The 16,587-nt window shown below is 58.1% G+C and carries 9 protein-coding genes, 2 tRNA genes and 3 rRNA genes; 3 read left to right on the top strand and 11 right to left on the bottom strand.

What is annotated here, in order from left to right:
* Positions 1-75 precede the first annotated feature (75 nt).
* The 3 genes from lnt to CDE01S_RS10615 all read right to left on the bottom strand — a co-directional run bounded on the left by lnt (position 76) and on the right by CDE01S_RS10615 (position 3,225).
* Entirely contained in the window at positions 76-1,605 is a 1,530-nt protein-coding gene (gene lnt, locus CDE01S_RS10625) for an apolipoprotein N-acyltransferase (protein WP_066706868.1), read from the bottom strand.
* Positions 1,595-2,470, bottom strand: coding sequence for a CorC family transporter (locus CDE01S_RS10620; RefSeq protein WP_066706860.1), 876 nt, complete (start codon positions 2,468-2,470; stop codon positions 1,595-1,597). Before CDE01S_RS10620 ends, lnt begins: the two co-directional genes overlap by 11 nt.
* A gap of 86 nt (positions 2,471-2,556) precedes the next feature.
* Entirely contained in the window at positions 2,557-3,225 is a 669-nt protein-coding gene (locus CDE01S_RS10615; RefSeq protein ID WP_245636155.1) for a GNAT family N-acetyltransferase, read from the bottom strand.
* 206 nt (positions 3,226-3,431) lie between these two features.
* On the opposite strand from CDE01S_RS10615, the gene CDE01S_RS10610 reads away from it, so the two are divergent.
* Together CDE01S_RS10610 and CDE01S_RS10605 are read left to right on the top strand one after the other, a co-directional pair.
* Positions 3,432-5,117, top strand: coding sequence for an AMP-binding protein (locus CDE01S_RS10610; protein ID WP_066706937.1), 1,686 nt, complete (start codon positions 3,432-3,434; stop codon positions 5,115-5,117).
* A 54-nt stretch (positions 5,118-5,171) separates the two neighbouring features.
* Positions 5,172-6,095, top strand: a complete 924-nt coding sequence (locus CDE01S_RS10605) for an MBL fold metallo-hydrolase (protein WP_066706857.1) — start codon at positions 5,172-5,174, stop codon at positions 6,093-6,095.
* A gap of 66 nt (positions 6,096-6,161) precedes the next feature.
* On the opposite strand, the gene rrf is transcribed toward CDE01S_RS10605, so the two are convergent.
* The 5 genes from rrf to CDE01S_RS10580 all read right to left on the bottom strand — a co-directional run bounded on the left by rrf (position 6,162) and on the right by CDE01S_RS10580 (position 11,423).
* Positions 6,162-6,274 (bottom strand): 5S ribosomal RNA (gene rrf / locus CDE01S_RS10600).
* 116 nt (positions 6,275-6,390) lie between these two features.
* A 23S ribosomal RNA gene (locus tag CDE01S_RS10595) occupies positions 6,391-9,265 on the bottom strand.
* A gap of 357 nt (positions 9,266-9,622) precedes the next feature.
* Positions 9,623-9,698: transfer RNA gene (locus CDE01S_RS10590), tRNA-Ala, on the bottom strand.
* 16 nt (positions 9,699-9,714) lie between these two features.
* Positions 9,715-9,791, bottom strand: a tRNA-Ile gene (locus tag CDE01S_RS10585).
* 97 nt (positions 9,792-9,888) lie between these two features.
* Positions 9,889-11,423, bottom strand: a 16S ribosomal RNA gene (locus CDE01S_RS10580).
* The 16S, 23S and 5S rRNA genes sit together here with 2 tRNA genes alongside, the layout of an rRNA operon.
* A 615-nt stretch (positions 11,424-12,038) precedes the next feature.
* Between CDE01S_RS10580 and CDE01S_RS10575 the strand changes: the two genes are divergently transcribed.
* Complete coding sequence (locus tag CDE01S_RS10575) at positions 12,039-13,928, top strand: ATP-binding cassette domain-containing protein (RefSeq protein WP_066706854.1); 1,890 nt, start codon at positions 12,039-12,041, stop codon at positions 13,926-13,928.
* Positions 13,929-13,957: 29 nt separating this feature from the next.
* Here CDE01S_RS10575 and CDE01S_RS10570 read toward each other — a convergent pair whose 3' ends face one another.
* From CDE01S_RS10570 to CDE01S_RS10560, 3 genes are read right to left on the bottom strand one after another with little or no spacing between them, the layout of a single operon-like run.
* Entirely contained in the window at positions 13,958-15,040 is a 1,083-nt protein-coding gene (locus CDE01S_RS10570; RefSeq protein WP_066706852.1) for a protein-glutamate methylesterase/protein-glutamine glutaminase, read from the bottom strand.
* 10 nt (positions 15,041-15,050) lie between these two features.
* Positions 15,051-15,728 (bottom strand): chemoreceptor glutamine deamidase CheD, encoded by a 678-nt coding sequence (gene cheD, locus CDE01S_RS10565; protein WP_066706850.1) that lies wholly within the window; start codon positions 15,726-15,728, stop codon positions 15,051-15,053.
* The gene (locus CDE01S_RS10560; protein ID WP_245636158.1) at positions 15,715-16,578 is read right to left on the bottom strand and encodes a CheR family methyltransferase; all 864 of its coding nucleotides are present in this window, start codon (positions 16,576-16,578) and stop codon (positions 15,715-15,717) included. The genes cheD and CDE01S_RS10560 overlap by 14 nt, the downstream gene beginning before the upstream one ends.
* Between the last annotated feature and the right edge of the window lie 9 nt (positions 16,579-16,587).

The following is a 16,587-nucleotide window of genomic DNA, read 5'->3' as shown; positions in this document are numbered from 1 at the left end:
TCAACGGAGGCACGGCCCTCAACGGGGATTTCAAGGAAATAAGGGCTTCAGACCTTGTCAGACATGCGCCGGCAGCTATTCTTTTGATAGCACCCGACGCAACACCAACCCCGGCACAAGCAGCGCCATCCCCCACAAGGGCCACAGGCCGAAGCGCGACACCCACCAGGCATAGGGTGTGAGGCCCTGGCGGCCCTCGATTTCACCACTGAGTACACCGCGGGTATGGCGCGGCAGCATAGCCGTCACGCGGCCCTGGTGGTCGATGATGGCCGTTGCCCCGGTGTTGGTGGCGCGCACAAAGGGGCGCGCGAACTCCAGCGTGCGCATGCGCGAGATATGCAGGTGCTGGTCGATGGCCACCGTGTTGCCGAACCAGGCGATGTTGCTCAGGTTGACGAACACCGTCGGCGCGGCAGCCGGGTCGGCAAAACGCGCGCCGAGTTCTTCGCCGAACAGGTCTTCGTAGCAGATGTTGGGCGCCAGACGCTGGCCCTGCCATTCAAAGGAAGGCTGGCCGAGGCTGCCACGGGAGAAGTCGCCCAAGGGGATGTTCATCATGGCGGTGAACCATTTGAAGCCGGTCGGGATGAACTCGCCGAACGGCACCAGGTGGTGCTTGTCATAGCGCCACGGGCTGGACTGGCCCGGCTTGAAGCCGACGGCCGCATTGGTGTAGCCCGCGCTGAAACTGCCCCAGGGCATGCCGATGAGCGCGGCCTGCTCGCCGCTGGCAAAGCGTTTCGTGAGCGCGTCCCAATAGCCGTCCGGCAGTTGCTGCGGCAGCAGCGGCAGGGCCGTTTCGGGCGCCACCACCAGCGGTGCGCGGCTGGCCCCCAGTTGCTCGCCGTACCAGCGCAGGGCGGTGGGCACACCGCTGCCGGGCTGGAATTTCTCGTCCTGTGGAATGTCGCCTTGCAGCAGCGCCACCTGCAGCCGCCCCGCAGAGGTGGAGGTCACGGGGCCGCCCATCTGGTAGGCCCAAGGCAGAACCAGCACGAGCAGCACCGCGCCCCGCTGCCATGCCCCGCAGGTCCGGATCTGCGACAGCGTCATGGCCAACCAGGCCGCGACCGCGCTGATGCCATAGACCCCCAGCCAGGGCGCATAGCCGGCCAGGGGGCCGTCCACATGGGCGTAACCGCCGCCGCCCCAGCCGAAGCCGGTGAACCAGCGACCGCGCGCAAGCTCGGCCAGCAGCCACAGCGCTGCAAAAAGCATAGCGCGTTGCGCATGATGGACGGGAGCCAGACGCACAAACAAGGCACAGGCAGCAGCGTAGTACAACGCCAGCACCGCGGCCAGGGCCAGCACCGCCAGCGCGGCCAGCGCAGCCGGCAAGCCGCCGTAGGTGTGCATGGAAATGAACATCCACCAGAAGGTGCCACTCAGCCAGGCACAGGCGAACAGCCCACCCAGCAGGGCAGCACGCCGCCAAGGCACACCGCGCGCCAGTTGCCAGGCCAGCACGCCCAGCGAAAGCCATTGCAGCCACCACAGCGGCTGACCGGTCCAGGGGGTGGCAATGGACACAGCCTGCGCCAGACCGGCCAGCAGGCTCAGACACAGGGACCAGACCAGAGGGCTGCGGCCTTCAGCCTTCAAGACCGGTCTCGGGGGCGGGCGACACCTTGAACCACTTCACGGCACCACCCTTGGTATGGAGCACGACAAACTGCAGGCCGGCCATCACATGCTGCTCGCCGCGTTTGGGCACGTGGCCCATCTCGTGCGCGATCAGCCCGCCAATGGTGTCGAACGCGGCGTCCGGGTCACCCCCTGTCAGCGTGACGTTGAAGGCGTCGTTCACGCGCTCGACCGGCGTGTCGCCACTGACACGGTAGGTACGATCGGCCAGGCCAAAGATGTCACCTTCGTCCCCGGCAATGTCGAATTCGTCTTCGATCTCACCCACGATCTGCTCCAGCACATCCTCGATGGTGATGAGGCCGGCGGTACGGCCGAACTCGTCGACAACCATGGCGAGGTGATTGCGGTTGCCGCGGAATTCGCGCAGCAGATCATTCAGGCCCTTGCTTTCCGGCACAAAGGCCGCCGGCCGCAGCAGGGCCCGGATGTTGAACTCCGGCGCGCGCTGCAGCTTGAGCAGATCCTTCGCCATGAGAATGCCGATGATGTTCTCGTGGTCGCCTTCGAAAACAGGAAAACGCGAGTGCGCCGTGCTGATGACCACGCGCAGCAACTCGTCGTAGGGCGCATCGATGTCGATCAGGTCCATGCGCGTGGCCGGCACCATGACATCGCCGGCCGTCATGTCGGCCATGCGGATCACGCCTTCCAGCATGACGCGGGACTCGGCGCCGATGACGTTGTTGCCTTCCGCCTCGGCCAGGGTTTCGATCAGCTCGGCGGTGGAGTCCGGCCCGGGATGGATGAACTCGACCAGCTTCTGCAGAAAGGTGCGCTTGTCTTCCTTGTCAGGAAGCCGCGCAGGATGTGGGTCTGACACAGAGGAATGTGCAGGACATGCGGTAGTTGCGACCCCCTAAGGATAGCGGATCGGCAAGACCGCCCCATGACAGCGCGGCACCGCGCTCAGGACGAGGTCTTGTGGCGCGCATCGCGCACGCCGCGCCGGACTTCCTGCAAGCTGGCCAGGAAATCCCAGAACTGCTTGGCCTGGCGTTTCAAGCGGTAGTCGGTCTGGGCAATCTGCTCCTCCAGCAGCTCGGTAACGCGGCTGTCAAAGGTGGCCGGCGGTAGCCGCAGGTAGGCTTCGCTCTCCGAGCCATCCCGCTCCACGGTGGCGCCGGCCTTGCGTGCAATCTTCAGCATGGCCGTGTTTTCGGTCAGGGCGTGGATGAACATCAGGTGCACGCCTTCGTTGCGCGCATGCATCACGGCCCGGTCGAACAGCTTGCCGCCGTAGCCGCGCCCGCGCGCCGATTTCGACACCGACACGCCAAATTCACCACACGCATCGAAATTGCGGTCGACCGAATGCGCCAGGTGCGCCATGGCGATGAGCTCCAGCCGGCGGTTGTAGATGCCGAAGATGTCATCGCGCTCGAAGTCCAGGCCCTCGACGTAGCGGCGGATCTGCTCGTCGGTGGCGGCATAACCAAAGCGCAGGTAACGATCGTGTCCTTCAAGGGCCAACAGATGCTTGGCGATCCGCTCGCGATGCCCGGGGCCCAGCTTGCGGATGCTGGCGACCCAGGGCGCCAGACGTGAACTGTTCTCCTCGCGAAAAGGCAAATCCAATTGATTGCGTTGTTTTATCGAGGAAGAAGGAGGTTCCAGCGGGTCAGCCATAGGGGTGAATGTAAGGGCATTTGCGCAAATCGCCAAGATGGGCATCGTCCCGCGCACGGTTGACGCCTGCGTGACAGTTTCTGCCCGCAACCTAGGACAAGCCCGGTGGTCGACCGCCGCCAGCTGCGCTCAAATAGCCGCATATGGAGTACCTGATGGATAAATTCTGGCTTGAACATTACCCCGCGGGGGTCCCCCACGACGTCGACCCCAGCCAATACAGCTCTCTCAGCCAGTTGCTTGAAGAGTCATTCCGGAAAAATGCCGACCGCCCGTTTTCCGTCTGCATGGAGCGCTGGATGTCCTACCGCCAGTTGGACGAGTTGTCCGCTGCGCTCGGCGCTTGGCTGCAACGGCTGGGACTCGAACCCGATGCGCGTGTCGCCATCATGCTGCCCAATATCCCGCAGTTTGCCGTCACCATGGCGGCCATCCTGCGTGCCGGCTACACCTGCGTCAACGTCAACCCCTTGTACACCGCGCGCGAACTGGAACACCAGTTGCGGGATTCCGGCGCCACGGCCATCGTGGTACTGGAGAACTTTGCCCACACGCTGGAAGAAGTGATCGACAACACGCATGTGAAGCATGTCGTGATTGCGGCCATGGGCGACCTGCTCGGCCCCTGGTACGGCCGCTGGATCACGTTTGCCGTTCGGCATCTCGCCAAGATGGTGCCCGCCTTCCGCCTGCCGCTGTCCGAAGGGCGTACTGTCACGTCCTTTCGCAAGGCCTTGGCGGAAGGGTCGCACCTGACGCTCAAGCCTGCCGCCAGTTCGCTGGACTCGGTCGCTTTCCTGCAGTACACCGGCGGCACCACCGGTCTGAGCAAAGGCGCCGTGCTCACCCATCGCAACATCGTGGCGGCCATCCTGCAGGCCGAAGCCTGGTTCACGCCGGCCCTCCAACGCGTCGGGGATGTCCGCTCGACCAACAGCATCGCCGCGTTGCCGCTGTACCACATCTTCGCGCTCACGCTGTGTTTCCTGGCCATCCGCTGGGGCTCGCACATGACGCTGATTCCCAACCCGCGCGACATCGGCAAGTTCATTGACACCCTGAAGCGCCGGCCGTTCCACATGCTGCCCGCTGTCAACACCCTCTTCAACGCCTTGCTCCAGCACCCGCAACTCCGCACAGTCGACTTCTCTCACCTTTGCATCTCGCAGGCCGGCGGCATGGCAGCCTCCGAAGGAACGGCCAAACACTGGCGCGAAGTCACCGGCTGCGCGATGGTGGAGGGCTGGGGCATGAGCGAGACCTGCGCCATTGGCACGAACAACCCGGTGACGACCGACCGCTTCAGCGGCAGCATTGGTCTGCCCTTGCCTGGGGTCGAAATCGCGATCAAGGATGACGCCGGCAACTCCCTCCCTGTGGGTGACTCCGGCGAGATCTGCATTCGCGGTCCTAACGTGATGACGGGCTATTACCGCCAGCCAACCGAGACGGCCAATGCCTTCACGGCCGATGGTTTCATGCGCACCGGCGACATCGGCATCATGGACGCACAGGGCTACACCAAGATCGTCGACCGCAAGAAAGACATGATACTGGTCAGTGGTTTCAACGTCTTCCCCAGCGAACTGGAAAACGTCATTTCGTTGTGCGATGGTGTGCTCGAGTGCGCGGTCATCGGCGTCCCCGATGCCAAACAGGGTGAAGCCATCAAGGTGTATGTCGTGCGCAGTGACCCGACCCTGAGCGAAGAGGATGTCGCCAAGTATTGCGCCCAGAATCTGACCGGCTACAAACACCCTAAATACATCGAGTTCCGCGACGAACTGCCCAAATCCAATGTTGGCAAGATCCTGCGCCGTGAATTGCGCGCAGGAAAGTAGGTATTCACCATCTGTAATCACGTCCGATCGCCAGCCGTCCTACACTCTGACGTGATGCCTGCTCACGCCCTTGTGCCAGACGACGTCCGCGTTTTCGAACGCGGCTGGCTGTCGTCCAACAACATTCTGCTCTGCTCCGATACGGGCGCCGCCTTGGTTGACAGCGGGTACGTGAGCCATGCCCCCCAGACGCTGGCTCTGATTGCGTCAGCCCTCGGAACTCGGTCGCTTGATGTGTTGGTGAACACCCACCTTCATAGCGACCATTGTGGTGGTAACGCCGGTCTTCAAGGTCACTACCCGGCCTTGCGTACGCTCATTCCCCCCGGCCATGCCGAACAGGTACGGCAGTGGGATGCCGAGGCCTTGAGTTATGGTCCGACGGGACAGTCATGCTCACCGTTCCGCTTTGATGGCGTGCTTGCACCGGGCAGCAGCCTGCGCCTAGGCCTGCGCGACTGGCAGGTCCATGCGGCTCCCGGCCATGACCCGCATTCGGTGATTCTTTTTGAGCCGGAGCACCGAATGCTGATTTCCGCCGATGCGCTCTGGGAGAACGGCTTCGGCGTCGTCTTTCCTGAAATTGAGGGAGAAGATGCGTTTGATGAAGTGGCAGCCACACTGGACCTGATTGAGTCGCTGCAACCCCGCACCGTCATCCCTGGCCATGGCAGCGTCTTCCATCAGGTGGATACCGCGCTGGATGTGGCACGTCAACGGCTCAGGCAATTCATCGCTGATCCACGCCGGCATGCACGCCATGCCGCCAAGGTTCTCATGAAGTTCAAATTGCTGGAGCTGCAACAGGTGGCGCTCGACGACTTCCAGCGTTGGATTGGACAGACCTCGTATTTCTCCATCCTGCATCGCGCGCATTTCAAGACGCAGGACTTCAGGCTGTGGATCGAAGAGCTTCTGCAGGAGCTGGTCCGTGTCGGCGCGGCACGCATCGACAACCAGACCCTGTTCAACCAATAAACAAAACCACTTTCGTCCAGGCAAAAAAAACGCCCCATCGAATGATGGGGCGTTTTTGCTGTAAGAGCCTGACGATGTCCTACTTTCACACGGGAATCCGCACTATCATCGGCGCTGAGGCGTTTCACTGTCCTGTTCGGGATGGGAAGGAGTGGGACCACCTCGCTATGGTCATCAGGCATAACTTGTTGCCATCTTGACTGGGTCAAGACGACCAATTTATAGAGCCAATCAGCTTTGTATTTTTGAATGCGTCACTTGGCATAACAACCTTGATTGCTTGAATCAAAGTTATAGGGTCAAGCCGCACGAGCAATTAGTATCAGTTAGCTTAACGCATTACTACGCTTCCACACCTGACCTATCAACGTCCTGGTCTTGAACGACTCTTTAGGGGGCTCAAGGCCCCGGCAGATCTCATCTTGAAACGAGTTTCCCGCTTAGATGCTTTCAGCGGTTATCTCTTCCACACATAGCTACTCGGCAATGCCACTGGCGTGACAACCGATACACCAGAGGTGTGTCCACTCCGGTCCTCTCGTACTAGGAGCAGGCTTCCTCAAATCTGCAGCGCCCACGGAAGATAGGGACCAAACTGTCTCACGACGTTTTAAACCCAGCTCACGTACCTCTTTAAATGGCGAACAGCCATACCCTTGGGACCGACTACAGCCCCAGGATGAGATGAGCCGACATCGAGGTGCCAAACACCGCCGTCGATATGAACTCTTGGGCGGTATCAGCCTGTTATCCCCAGAGTACCTTTTATCCGTTGAGCGATGGCCCTTCCATACAGAACCACCGGATCACTATGTCCTGCTTTCGCATCTGCTCGACTTGTCAGTCTCGCAGTTAAGCACGCTTATGCCATTGCACTATCGTCACGATGTCCGACCGTAACTAGCGTACCTTCGAACTCCTCCGTTACGCTTTGGGAGGAGACCGCCCCAGTCAAACTGCCTACCATGCACTGTCCCCGATCCCGATAAGGGACCCAGGTTAGAACCTCAAACACACCAGGGTGGTATTTCAACGTTGGCTCCACGATACCTAGCGGCACCGCTTCAAAGCCTCCCACCTATCCTACACAGATCTGTTCAAAGTCCAATACAAAGCTACAGTAAAGGTTCATGGGGTCTTTCCGTCTTTCCGCGGGGAGATTGCATCATCACAAACATTTCAACTTCGCTGAGTCTCAGGAGGAGACAGTGTGGCCATCGTTACGCCATTCGTGCAGGTCGGAACTTACCCGACAAGGAATTTCGCTACCTTAGGACCGTTATAGTTACGGCCGCCGTTTACTGGGACTTCAATCAAGAGCTTGCACCCCATCATTTAATCTTCCAGCACCGGGCAGGCGTCACACCCTATACGTCCACTTTCGTGTTTGCAGAGTGCTGTGTTTTTAATAAACAGTCGCAGCCACCGATTTTTTGCAACCTCATTGGGCTCCCCAAGTAAATGGTTCACCTACTAAAGGCACACCTTCTTCCGAAGTTACGGTGTCAATTTGCCGAGTTCCTTCTCCTGAGTTCTCTCAAGCGCCTTAGAATACTCATCTCGCGCACCAGTGTCGGTTTGCGGTACGGTCGTGTGTAGCTGAAGCTTAGTGGCTTTTCCTGGAAGCAGGGTATCACTCACTTCGGCAGCAAGCTGCCTCGTTATCACCCCTCATCTAAGCCCGGCGGATTTGCCTACCAGGCACGACTACAGGCTTGAACCAACATATCCAACAGTTGGCTGAGCTAACCTTCTCCGTCCCCACATCGCACTACACATCGGTACAGGAATATTGACCTGTTTCCCATCAGCTACGCATCTCTGCCTCGCCTTAGGGGCCGACTCACTCTACGCCGATGAACGTTGCGTAGAAAACCTTGCGCTTACGGCGAGGGGGCTTTTCACCCCCTTTAACGCTACTCATGTCAGCATTCGCACTTCTGATACCTCCAGCACGCTTTACAACGCACCTTCACAGGCTTACAGAACGCTCTCCTACCACTTGCAATAAATTGCAAATCCGCAGCTTCGGTAACTGGCTTAGCCCCGTTACATCTTCCGCGCAGGACGACTCGATCAGTGAGCTATTACGCTTTCTTTAAATGATGGCTGCTTCTAAGCCAACATCCTGACTGTTTTAGCCTTCCCACTTCGTTTCCCACTTAGCCAATTTTAGGGACCTTAGCTGGCGGTCTGGGTTGTTTCCCTCTTGAGTCCGGACGTTAGCACCCGGTGCTCTGTCTCCCAAGCTGTACTCGTCGGTATTCGGAGTTTGCCTTGGTTTGGTAAGTCGCCATGACCCCCTAGCCAAAACAGTGCTCTACCCCCGACGGTAATACTTGAGGCACTACCTAAATAGTTTTCGGAGAGAACCAGCTATTTCCAAGTTTGTTTAGCCTTTCACCCCTATCCACAGCTCATCCGCTAGTTTTGCAACACTAGTCGGTTCGGACCTCCAGTACCTGTTACGGCACCTTCATCCTGGCCATGGATAGATCACTTGGTTTCGGGTCTACACCCAGCGACTGAACGCCCTATTCGGACTCGATTTCTCTACGGCTTCCCTATTCGGTTAACCTTGCCACTGAATGTAAGTCGCTGACCCATTATACAAAAGGTACGCAGTCACCCTTGCGGGCTCCTACTTTTTGTAAGCATGCGGTTTCAGGATCTATTTCACTCCCCTCCCGGGGTTCTTTTCGCCTTTCCCTCACGGTACTAGTTCACTATCGGTCAATGATGAGTATTTAGCCTTGGAGGATGGTCCCCCCATATTCAGACAGGATTACACGTGTCCCGCCCTACTTTTCGTTAGCTCAGTACCACACGTCTCTTTTCGCATACAGGGCTATCACCTGCTATGGCCAGCCTTTCCAGACTGTTTTGCTAAGAGTCGTGCTATCACTAACAGGCTTCTCCGATTTCGCTCGCCACTACTTTCGGAATCTCGGTTGATGTCTTTTCCTCGAGCTACTGAGATGTTTCAGTTCACCCGGTTCGCCTCGCATACCTATGTATTCAGTATGCGATACCTTTCGGTGGGTTTCCCCATTCGGAAATCTCCGGATCAAAGCTAATTTGCCAGCTCCCCGAAGCTTATCGCAGGCTATCACGTCCTTCGTCGCCTATCATTGCCAAGGCATCCACCACATGCTCTTAGTCACTTGACCCTATAACTTTGATCTCTCTTGCGAGACCTCAAAGCGTTTCAAGGACTTGCCAGGTCTTTCACCTGGCGCGTTATGCCGTAATGTGAATGATTCTTTGGTATTGCTACCAGAGAACGATTCGTCATTACTTGAAATACAAACAAAGTTTGAATTTCGTTTTGACGCAATCAAAAAATTGTCATCAGAGGCACGGTCTGCACTAAACCTTTACGAATGTGCAGTTTCCTCTGACAACGCTGATTCGACTCTATAAATTGTTAAAGAACAGCCGTGAGTCTTGCGACTCGTTGTTGATCGATCTATATCAACCAACATCAAAGCAGCCTTTTTCAAAGCAGCTTTGATGTTGAGATTTGATGGTGGAGGATGACGGGATCGAACCGACGACCCCCTGCTTGCAAAGCAGGTGCTCTCCCAGCTGAGCTAATCCCCCAGTTTGATGGACGGGATGGTGGGTCTGGTTGGTCTCGAACCAACGACCCCCGCCTTATCAAGACGGTGCTCTAACCAACTGAGCTACAGACCCAAGCCGGTCGCTTTAACCAGGACTAAGCCCTAGCCGTTGGCGACAACCTTCCAACAACCGATAAGTGTGAGCGTTCAAATTAGATTGCAGTTTCCAGAAAGGAGGTGATCCAGCCGCACCTTCCGATACGGCTACCTTGTTACGACTTCACCCCAGTCACGAACCCTGCCGTGGTAATCGCCCTCCTTGCGGTTAGGCTAACTACTTCTGGCAGAACCCGCTCCCATGGTGTGACGGGCGGTGTGTACAAGACCCGGGAACGTATTCACCGTGACATTCTGATCCACGATTACTAGCGATTCCGACTTCACGCAGTCGAGTTGCAGACTGCGATCCGGACTACGACTGGCTTTATGGGATTAGCTCCCCCTCGCGGGTTGGCAACCCTTTGTACCAGCCATTGTATGACGTGTGTAGCCCCACCTATAAGGGCCATGAGGACTTGACGTCATCCCCACCTTCCTCCGGTTTGTCACCGGCAGTCTCATTAGAGTGCCCAACTAAATGTAGCAACTAATGACAAGGGTTGCGCTCGTTGCGGGACTTAACCCAACATCTCACGACACGAGCTGACGACAGCCATGCAGCACCTGTGTTACGGTTCTCTTTCGAGCACGAAACCATCTCTGGTAACTTCCGTACATGTCAAAGGTGGGTAAGGTTTTTCGCGTTGCATCGAATTAAACCACATCATCCACCGCTTGTGCGGGTCCCCGTCAATTCCTTTGAGTTTCAACCTTGCGGCCGTACTCCCCAGGCGGTCAACTTCACGCGTTAGCTTCGTTACTGAGTCAGTGAAGACCCAACAACCAGTTGACATCGTTTAGGGCGTGGACTACCAGGGTATCTAATCCTGTTTGCTCCCCACGCTTTCGTGCATGAGCGTCAGTACAGGCCCAGGGGATTGCCTTCGCCATCGGTGTTCCTCCGCATATCTACGCATTTCACTGCTACACGCGGAATTCCATCCCCCTCTGCCGTACTCTAGCTATGCAGTCACAAATGCAGTTCCCAGGTTGAGCCCGGGGATTTCACATCTGTCTTACATAACCGCCTGCGCACGCTTTACGCCCAGTAATTCCGATTAACGCTTGCACCCTACGTATTACCGCGGCTGCTGGCACGTAGTTAGCCGGTGCTTATTCTTACGGTACCGTCATGAGCCCCCTGTATTAGAGAGAGCCTTTTCGCTCCGTACAAAAGCAGTTTACAACCCGAAGGCCTTCATCCTGCACGCGGCATTGCTGGATCAGGCTTGCGCCCATTGTCCAAAATTCCCCACTGCTGCCTCCCGTAGGAGTCTGGGCCGTGTCTCAGTCCCAGTGTGGCTGGTCGTCCTCTCAGACCAGCTACAGATCGTCGGCTTGGTGAGCCTTTACCCCACCAACTACCTAATCTGATATCGGCCGCTCCAATCGCGCGAGGTCTTGCGATCCCCCGCTTTCATCCATAGATCGTATGCGGTATTAGCGTAGCTTTCGCTACGTTATCCCCCACGACTGGGCACGTTCCGATATATTACTCACCCGTTCGCCACTCGCCACCAGGATTACTCCCGTGCTGCCGTTCGACTTGCATGTGTAAGGCATGCCGCCAGCGTTCAATCTGAGCCAGGATCAAACTCTATAGTTCGATCTTGAATTTTTTCGCTCTTTCGAGCAACTCATAAAAACGGAATTGAAGTGAACTTCACTTCTATTCTCATGAGCGTTTAAAGTCTTGCGACTTAGTTCCGAAGAACTTGGCAATCACCTTCAAACGCCCACGCTTATCGGCTGTATATTTTTAAGGAACCATCGTAAAACTTATTCGCTTTACGCTTGCTTTGCTGTGATCAGCGAAGCCTTGAATTATAGCACTATTTTTTCGACTCAGTCAACATTGCGATTTATTTTTTGTTTCGAACATTTGCTCTCAACATCGCAATCAACCCAGTCTTAGCGCCGCTTCGTTGCATCGATCATTCCAAATGAATCTCAGCAGCGAAGCCCGCAACTATAACACGCTTTTTTTCCCTGGCAAAGAATTTCTTTTCTCCGTGAAGATGGGGGCGCCCCTCATGTCACGCATCGCATGGGGACGCCGCCCCTGCGGGCCTCATTTGAAGTTAGGCACCAACCATTGGAATGGGGCCACAGCAGCCAGGAAGTCTCTTGCACGCCTTGCAGCCGCGTCCACCGTGAGCCGCCTTGCTGAAGGGCATCCGCGCGGCCTCTCGCCACCTCAAGCAAGGATAATTCCGCCCTTATGGCACTTATCACCCTACTGAACGCACAACTGGCTTTTGGCCATGTGCCTCTGCTCGACCACACTGACTTTTCTCTGGAGGCCGGCGAACGCGTTGGGCTGATTGGCCGCAATGGCACGGGAAAATCCTCGCTTCTCAAGATCCTAGGGGGGCTTGAGAAACCGGATGATGGCACCTTGCAGCTGCAGCAGAACCTACGGCTGGCCTATGTGGCCCAAGAGCCGAATCTTGACCCCAACGCCACCGTCTTTGAAGCGGTGAGCGCAGGCTTGGCGCGAACGATTGCCTTGATCGACGCGTATTCTCAAGGCGTGGGCGACCTTGACGCCCTCCAGGACGAAATCGAGGCACGGGATGGCTGGAACTGGCAGCAGCGCGTCGAGGCCTCGTTGCAACGCCTGCGCCTGGATAAGGATGCCGTGGTCGGAACGCTTTCAGGCGGCACCCGCAAGCGCGTTGCGCTGGCGCAAGCGCTGGTGGCGCAGCCTGAAGTGCTGCTGCTGGACGAGCCGACCAACCACCTTGATCTCGACGCCATTGAATGGCTGGAAAAGCTGCTGCTGGAGTTCAAGGGCAGCGTAGTCACCATCACACACGACCGCACCTTTCTGGATCATGTAGCCACCCGCATCGTGGAACTGGATCGTGGCCACCTCAGCTCCTACCCGGGTAATTTTGCCCAGTACCTGATACAGAAGGACGAACAACTGGCGCAAGAGGCCGTCATCAACGCCAAGGCAGACAAACTATTGGCACAAGAGGAGGTCTGGGTCCGCAAAGGCGTAGAAGCGCGCCGTACGCGCAGCCAAAGCCGCATCAACAGGCTGGAGCAATTGCGCGAGCGTCGTGCCGCCCGCCACGAGGCCGTCGGCCGCGTCAAGATGGAGGTGGCGACAGGCGCATCCAGCGGCAAGCTGGTCGCCGAGCTGACGGATGTCAACAAGGCGTTTGACGACAAAGTCATCGTCCGGAATTTCAGCGCCACCATCTTGCGCGGCGATAAAGTGGGCTTGCTTGGCCCGAATGGCGCCGGCAAGACCACCCTGCTCAAACTGATCCTGGGCGAGCTGCAACCCGATAGCGGGCAGGTGCGCCAAGGCGCCAACCTGCAAGTGGCCTATTTCGACCAGATGCGCAATGCACTGGACCTTGACGCCACGCTGGAGGATTTCATCAGCCCCGGCAGCGAATGGATTGAAATTGGCACCAAGCGTCAGCACGTCAAAAGCTATCTGGGCGACTTCTTGTTCTCGCCGGCGCGCGCCAATTCGCCGGTACGCTCCCTTTCGGGTGGCGAGCGCAACCGCTTGTTGCTAGCGCGGTTGTTCGCCCGGCCCGCCAATGTGCTGGTGCTGGATGAACCCACCAACGATCTCGACATCGACACGCTGGAACTGCTGGAGGATCTTCTGCAGAACTATGAGGGCACGGTGTTTCTGGTCAGTCACGATCGCACCTTCCTCGACAATGTTGTTACCAGCACCATTGCTTTTGAAGGCGATGGCAACTGGCGTGAGTATGAGGGCGGCGTGCAGGACTGGCTGACGCAGTCGAAGCGGCGTGAAGCATGGCTCGGCGCTACAAATTCAGGAGCATCTTCCGCCTTGACAGCAAGGCCTATAGCCCAAAAAGACTCTGAAAAACCGGCACCACCACGTCCGACGCCCCGAACCAAGCTCAGCTACAAGGAGCAGCGGGAGTTGGAAGCATTGCCTGATTTGATTGATGCGCTGGAGGTAGAGCAAGCGCAGCTGCAGGCTGAACTGGCAGACGGCAGCCTCTACGCCCGTGACCCGCAACGAGCCACCGCACTACATGCCCGCGATGCGGCCATCGAAAACGAATTGATGGCCGCGCTGACACGCTGGGAAGAGTTGTCCGTCAAATAAAGCGGCTGGCGCAACACCGGCCTCGGGCATCAGACCCGGTACCGGTCGGTCGTGTTGCTCAGGCGGGACAAAAGGGCGGGCGCAATCGACGTCAAAGGCAGCACCTCGTCTGCCGCTCCGTGTGCAATCGCTTCGCGCGGCATGCCGAACACGACGCAACTGGCCTCGTCCTGCACATAGTTGTAGCTGCCGGCATCTTTCATCTCGCGCATGGCCTTGGCGCCGTCATTGCCCATGCCCGTCAGCATGATGCCGAACGCATTACGCCCGACCACTTGCGCACAGGACTTGAACAACACCTCGACGGAAGGCTTGTGCCGGTTGACCGGCTCACCATCTTCCACGACCGCCACATAGTTGGCGCCGCTGCGGTCAATCCGGAACTGCTTGCCACCCGGGGCAATGTAGGCATGCCCCGGCAGAATCCGTTCGCCATGCACGGCTTCCTGGACGGTAATCTGGCACAGGCTGTTAAGGCGGGCCGCAAAACTGGTGGTAAAACCTGGCGGCATGTGCTGCGTGATCACGATGCCGGGTGAATCCGCCGGCATGCGCGTCAGAATCTCCTTGATGGCCTCGGTGCCGCCGGTGGAGGACCCGATGCAGATCAGCTTCTCGGTGGACAGCCGCCCCAGCAGCTTGACCTCAGGGCGGGGCGCCGACGTACCTTCTGCCGCGGCGCCGGCCGCGGGAGTTGGCAGCCGACGGATATGCGCCGCTGCAGCCACCCGGATCTTCTCGACGATCTGATCGGACAGGTCCTTGATGCCTTCGGCCAAGCCGATACGCGGCTTGGCGACAAAGTCAACGGCCCCCAGCTCCAGTGCACGCATGGTGACTTCGGCCCCGCGCTCGGTCAGCGTGGAGATCATGACCACCGGCATGGGCCGCAGACGCATCAGACGCCCGAGGAAATCAATGCCATCCATGCGCGGCATCTCGACATCCAGCGTCAGCACATCCGGATTGAGTTCGCGGATCATTTCGCGCGCGATCAAGGGATCGTTCGCCGTGCCAATGCACTCCATATCTTTCTGGCGATTGATGATTTCTGCCAGCAGGCTGCGCACCAGCGCCGAATCATCCACCACCACAACTCGAATCTTCTTCAAACAGATTCCCCTAGAACAGATCGACAGAACCACCCGCAGTGGATTTCGCGACCAGCGCAGCATTGCCCCTACGCTCTTCGACAACCAGCGATTCGGGATGCGAGTGCGCCAGCCGCTTGACCAGTACCTTTCCCGTCACCGGGAAGAAGCACACCTTGCGTGGGTGGATATCCAGCACATCCTGCGAGACCACCGGAATACGCTCGGTTGCCAGGTAGTCCAGCACAAATTTGGTGTTGCGCTCACCCACATTCATGGTGGTGAAACCCGCCATCACCGCACCACCCCCGAACACCTTGGCCTGCATGGTCTCGCGCCGCGCACCGAGCTTGATCATTTCGTTGATCAGCAATTCCATCGCGTAGGAACCATAACGACCCGAGCCATCGGCGCCATCACCATCCGGCAGCATGAAATGGTTCATTCCCCCGATGCGCATCTTGTTGTCCCAGATGCAGGCGGCGATGCAGGAGCCCAGCACGGTCATGATGACCAAGTCTTCGCTGGAAACAAAGTACTCGCCCGGCAGCACCTTCACGGCGTCGTACTGGAAATGATGGCCCGCATAGAAAAAGGAGGCCTCACCCGGCTTGCGCGGCTGCGCCTTCAGCTGGTCGATGCGCGATACCCGACCACTGGCCAGAACTCTTGCCGCAACACTTGAGCTTGAAGCGCTAGCGACGCTCATATACCGTTTTCCCGCGCAGAACGAACAGGTCGCGCGATTCGTTGAAATTCTCCGAGTGCCCCACGAACAACAGGCCACCGGGTTTCATCACACGGTGGATGCGCTCCAGCACACTGCGCTGAGTCGCGGCATCGAAGTAAATCATGACATTGCGGCAGAACACAATGTCGAATGGCTCACGAAACGGCCAATCATCGCGAATCAGGTTCACGCTGAGGAACTCGATCATGCGCTGCAACTCCGGCTTGACGCGGACCATGCCCTCGTTGCCGCCCTTGCCGCGCATGAAAAAGCGCTGCAACCGCCCCGAATCGATGCCTTTTAGGCTGTCGAGACGGTACACGCCGCGCGCCGCCGTCATCAACACCTTGGAGTCGATGTCACTGGCCCACAGCTTGAAATTCGCATGTCCACCCAAGGCGTCCATGGCCGTCATCACAATGGAGTAGGGTTCCTCTCCGGTGGAGGCCGCATTGCACCAGACGCGCCAAGCCGTGCTCGCCGGCTTTGATTTCAGATGCTCCGCCAGGATATCGAAATGATGCTGCTCCCGGAAAAAGGATGTCAGATTGGTTGTCAGCGCATTGACAAACTCTTGCCATTCCGGGCCGTCATGCGACTCCAGCCAGCCCAGGTAATCACGGAAGCTCTGATGCCCCGTCTCACGCAGACGGCGTGAGAGTCGGCTGTACACCATGGCGTGCTTGCCATCATGCAGACTGATGCCGGCACGCTGGTAGATGAGGGATTGAACGCGGGCGAAATCCGCTTGCGTCCACGCGAACTCCCGCCCTTGGGCGTCGGTGCCACCGGTGTCGGAAGCGGCGGCGCCACTCCTGACGGTTGCCATCGGCCGCGG

This window comes from Curvibacter delicatus NBRC 14919 (assembly GCF_001592265.1).
GTDB classification, from domain to species: Bacteria; Pseudomonadota; Gammaproteobacteria; order Burkholderiales; family Burkholderiaceae_C; genus Hylemonella; species Hylemonella delicata.
The sequence above is the reverse complement of the archived record's forward strand: the minus strand, read 5'-3'. Positions and strand labels throughout refer to the sequence as shown.